Raw genomic sequence first — 3754 nt, 5'->3', positions numbered from 1 at the left:
CACACTCTGGGATGAATACACTGCAGAAATGACAGCCTGAGCGCGGAACAAAATCACTTTTCATGCATCCTCAAACAACTTGGCAATACCGCCTGAAATCCTCCTCTACGCAATCAAACTATTCTGTTCCATGGGTGCTGATGGCAGACAAGGCAAGCCTTCGATCTTCTTCAAATCGACAGCACGGTCGATGTAGCCGGTGCGGGTGGCCAGAAGGGTGAGCAATTCGACGTCAATGGCGTCGATCTGAACGCGAAGCTCAGCCATAGTTGTGCAGGCCTCGGGCGGAATAAGTTTACTCATGATTTTCTTCAGTAGTAACTTGGTTGCTAAGGAGCTGGCGAAGAAGGCTCACAGCTCTCTGAGCGCGCGCCACACAAATTTCCGCTGTTGGAGCTGGGAGTCGCCCGATCACACGCCGGATTTGCTGGTCGCCGATCAACAGGTCCAGATAGAGGCCAACAGCTTCTCCCGATGTCTCAAAGTGCAGTTGACCCTCGCGCCGTGCACGAAGCAGCACCTGCTCTAACAAGGGAAACACGGATTCGCGCCCGACCTTTGAAAGTGTCGCGCCGAGTTCACCGCTGCTATCAGCTGCTGCGGCGCGATTGAGGGCAACGGCGCGATCACCTGTCAGTAAGTCTAAAAGCTTTGGACCCAGCGTTCCCAGAATTGTAAGCGCGTCATGGTCGGTTTCCAATTCAGCTTCCAGGTGTGACTTCACTTCTTCCGCGTTGCGCGTGACGAGGGCACGAAACAGCCCCTGCTTATCCCCGTACCAATTGTACAAGGTCTCATTTGATGCGCGGGCCTGTTTGGCAATGCCCTGCATGGACGTGCCCCCATACCCTTTGGCCTCCAGCACCTCGTAGGCAGCCGCCTCGATCTGTTGCTGGCGCAGGGATCGTTTCTCTTCACGCAAAATCATTCTCCAGCCTGTTGACAGAAACCGTAACCAATATTACGGATAAGTGCAACCGTAATATCTATTACGTTTTTAAGCATGAGGAAAAAGTCATGAGTATTCTGAAATGGACACTGGGTAGCGTTGCCGTTTTGGCCCTGGGCGCTGGCATCGCAATCGGGATTGGCAGTTACAGGACCGAAAGAGACATCTCCGCGTTCCAGTCCCACATCGCAGAGCGGGCCCGCCCGTCCGACTTTGCGACATTAGGTCAGGTCGATCTGGACGCCTTGCCCTCGCCCGTCCAACGCTACTTCGACTTTGCATTCCCCAACGGGGTCCCAGAGGCGCGCCTTGTGCGGCTCACGTCCGAGGGAGAATTCCGACGTCCACAGACAGACGGGTTCAACTTCACCACGGCAGAACAGGTAATCGCTATTTCGGAACCGGCGCTTATGTTCTCGGCGACCACGCCGATCCTCCCTGGCATCTGGGCCCGTGCGTATGATTACTTTGCCGACGGCGAGATGGAGATGAAGGCGAAGATTCTCTCTACACTGACGGTCGTGGATGAGCGCGAAACGCCTGAACTCAATGTTGTTTCACTGCGCCGTTGGCTCTTGGAAAGTGCCCTTTTTCCACAGGCGCTCTTGCCCGGTGGGCCGGTCACATGGGAACCGATCAACGCTAACAGCGCGCGCGCCATTGTCGCCGCCGATGGGCTTCGGTCTACGATGATTGTGCATTTCGCCGAGAATGGCGCCATCACACATATGGTGGCTGAAGAGGACGGCGATCTGAATACGCCCTATCACGGCTCGGGTGAACATGTCACACGTTCAGATTACCGCGAAATAAGCGGCGTAATGATCCCCCATGCCTTTGTTATTTCGCGCATGGCAGACGGCGAAGTCTACCCGTTCTTTGATGCACAGTTGACTGGGTTCACTTTCGAATGACCCTGCAAAGAGCCAGACCAATGCCAAAAATTCTCACCTTCATGTCGATGCTCTCGCTCTTGAGCATCGGCGCTATCTTCGGGTTTTTCTACGCCAGGGTCTGTTCAACAATGTGGGGGTTGGACGCGACGGATCCACGAACAGCCATTGCCGCGATGCAAGCGATGAATGCTTCGGTCCGAAACGTGGTGTTCTTCCCGGCCTTCTTCCTGACACCAGTCATTCTGGGCGCAACGGCCATCATCGCCGCCCGGCAAGCCAGAAAAAAATCAGCCGTGCTCTTTGGACTGGCTGCCATTTTGTACATCGTAGGGGCCTTCTTCGTCACAGCGACGGTGAATGTCCCCATGAATGAAGCCCTGGCAGAAGTCGTTGTGCCTTCGGATATCGGGGCCGCCCAAGGTATTTGGCAAAACTACTCAACCTCCTGGCAGGTCTGGAACTTGCTTCGCACTCTGGTGAGCGGAGTTTGCCTAATCCTGACTGGCCTAGCTATTTTCTTTCTAAACTTGGAGTCTACGTGATGGAACTGTCACTTCTGACATTCGCCCTTCTGGCGCTCGTTGTCGTTATGACACCCGGTCCGACTGTTCTACTTGCCTTGTCCAATGGATCACGGTTCGGCATCGCTACGGCAGGGTACGGTATTGCCGGGGCTGCTATCTCTGATGCTGTTCTGATCACGGCAGCCGGTTTAGGACTCGGAGCTGTTCTTGCCGCGTCAGCTTTTTGGTTCAGCATCGTCAAATGGATCGGCGTCGCTTACCTCGTCTGGCTGGGCGTGCAAATGATGCGATCATCCGGTCAGTTGGGGCCAGTCGCGAACCCGTCCGAAAACGTGAGATCGGGTGCGCTTCGCAACAACCGAGCGGTTTTAAGAAAGAGCTTTCTTGTCGCGGTCACAAACCCCAAGGGATACCTGTTTTTTACTGCTTTCCTGCCGCAGTTCCTCAAACCGACAGAGCCTGTGTTTCAACAATATGTAACGCTGGCACTGGTCTTTATCACGGTCGATGTCATCGTCATGGCCGCCTATGCGGGACTGGGCGCAAAAGCAGTTCAGTTTCTCAGCAATCGCGGGGCGCTCTGGATCGACAGGGTATGTGGCAGTCTTCTTGTCGCCTTGGGTCTTGCGTTGACCTTCCTGAAGCGCGCCGATGTGTAGGTCTCTGCCGCTCAAACCAAGGATGCTCGCGGCCGAGAAGACAATCGTTTTTTTTAACAGCCCTGGCTACCGAAGCCGACCTTGGCGCAACCGCAGCGAAAGCGCACTTCTCTAATCGGGCGTTTGGGTCAAGTTCATTTCATCGTTTCGATTCCGTGCTTTAGGATCGTTGTCTCTCATCCGGGTCACACTTCTCTTCGCAGTCATTGATGGTGACCTGCTCCCCGAAACTTCCCTCGTTCTGATGTAGAGTTTGCTCAACCTTTCGAAGGAGCAAACGAATGCGAAAGAGCCGTTTCACCGAGGCGCAGATTATCGGGATGATCAAAGAACAGGAAGCCGGAATGCCGACGGCGGAGGTGTGCCGCAAGCACGGCCTCAGCCAGGGTACGTTCTACAAATACAAATCGAAGTATGGCGGCATGGAGGTGTCGGATGTCGCCAAGCTGCGGTCGCTGGAAGACGAGAACGCCAGGCTCAAACGCCTGCTGGCCGATACGATGCTGGACAATGCTGTTCTGAAGGATCTTTTGGGAAAGAACTGACGACGCCAACCGAGCGGCGGGGTGCGGCGCTCAGGGCGATGCGGGATCATGACATCTCGCAACGCCGAGCGTGCAGGCTCGTTGGTGTCGATCCCAAAACTGTCAGGCGTGAACGCCCGCCCGACAATCCTGAGATCAGGAAGGAGATGAAGGCCGTCGCTGCCAAGCGGCGCAGGTTCGG

5 protein-coding genes and 1 pseudogene are annotated in these 3754 nt (G+C 55.3%); 4 read left to right on the top strand and 2 right to left on the bottom strand.

Features of this window, described 5'->3' with window-relative positions; genetic code table 11:
* Positions 1 to 105: 105 nt before the first annotated feature.
* Both ACR0AD_RS21015 and ACR0AD_RS21010 read right to left on the bottom strand, forming a co-directional pair.
* Entirely contained in the window at positions 106 to 303 is a 198-nt protein-coding gene (locus ACR0AD_RS21015) for a chorismate mutase (RefSeq protein WP_480489510.1), read from the bottom strand.
* A complete protein-coding gene (locus ACR0AD_RS21010; protein WP_480489509.1) occupies positions 296 to 928 on the bottom strand; it encodes a TetR/AcrR family transcriptional regulator in 633 nt (210 codons plus the stop codon). Before ACR0AD_RS21010 ends, ACR0AD_RS21015 begins: the two co-directional genes overlap by 8 nt.
* Positions 929 to 1017: 89 nt before the next feature.
* Here ACR0AD_RS21010 and ACR0AD_RS21005 point away from each other — a divergent pair, with 89 nt between their 5' ends.
* The 4 genes and pseudogenes from ACR0AD_RS21005 to ACR0AD_RS20990 form a co-directional block, all read left to right on the top strand.
* A complete protein-coding gene (locus tag ACR0AD_RS21005; RefSeq protein WP_480489508.1) occupies positions 1018 to 1863 on the top strand; it encodes a DUF6920 family protein in 846 nt (281 codons plus the stop codon).
* 20 nt (positions 1864 to 1883) lie between these two features.
* Positions 1884 to 2387: an anthrone oxygenase family protein gene (locus ACR0AD_RS21000; protein WP_480489507.1), complete on the top strand. Its 504-nt coding sequence runs from the start codon at positions 1884 to 1886 to the stop codon at positions 2385 to 2387.
* Positions 2387 to 3028 (top strand): LysE family translocator, encoded by a 642-nt coding sequence (locus ACR0AD_RS20995; RefSeq protein ID WP_480489506.1) that lies wholly within the window; start codon positions 2387 to 2389, stop codon positions 3026 to 3028. The genes ACR0AD_RS21000 and ACR0AD_RS20995 overlap by 1 nt, the downstream gene beginning before the upstream one ends.
* Before the next feature lie 281 nt (positions 3029 to 3309).
* Positions 3310 to 3754, top strand: a pseudogene (locus ACR0AD_RS20990) (transposase); the annotation flags it as partial.

Source organism: Ruegeria sp. BH8, from assembly GCF_056538065.1.
The sequence above is the reverse complement of the archived record's forward strand: the minus strand, read 5'-3'. Positions and strand labels throughout refer to the sequence as shown.

Bases quoted from the DNA above. Each gene is read 5' to 3' on its own strand.
- ACR0AD_RS21010 (WP_480489509.1), bottom strand. From the start codon at position 928: ATGATTTTGCGTGAAGAGAAACGATCCCTGCGCCAGCAACAGATCGAG.
- ACR0AD_RS21015 (WP_480489510.1), bottom strand. From the start codon at position 303: ATGAGTAAACTTATTCCGCCCGAGGCCTGCACAACTATGGCTGAGCTT.
- ACR0AD_RS21005 (WP_480489508.1), top strand. From the start codon at position 1,018: ATGAGTATTCTGAAATGGACACTGGGTAGCGTTGCCGTTTTGGCCCTG.
- ACR0AD_RS20995 (WP_480489506.1), top strand. From the start codon at position 2,387: ATGGAACTGTCACTTCTGACATTCGCCCTTCTGGCGCTCGTTGTCGTT.
- ACR0AD_RS21000 (WP_480489507.1), top strand. From the start codon at position 1,884: ATGCCAAAAATTCTCACCTTCATGTCGATGCTCTCGCTCTTGAGCATC.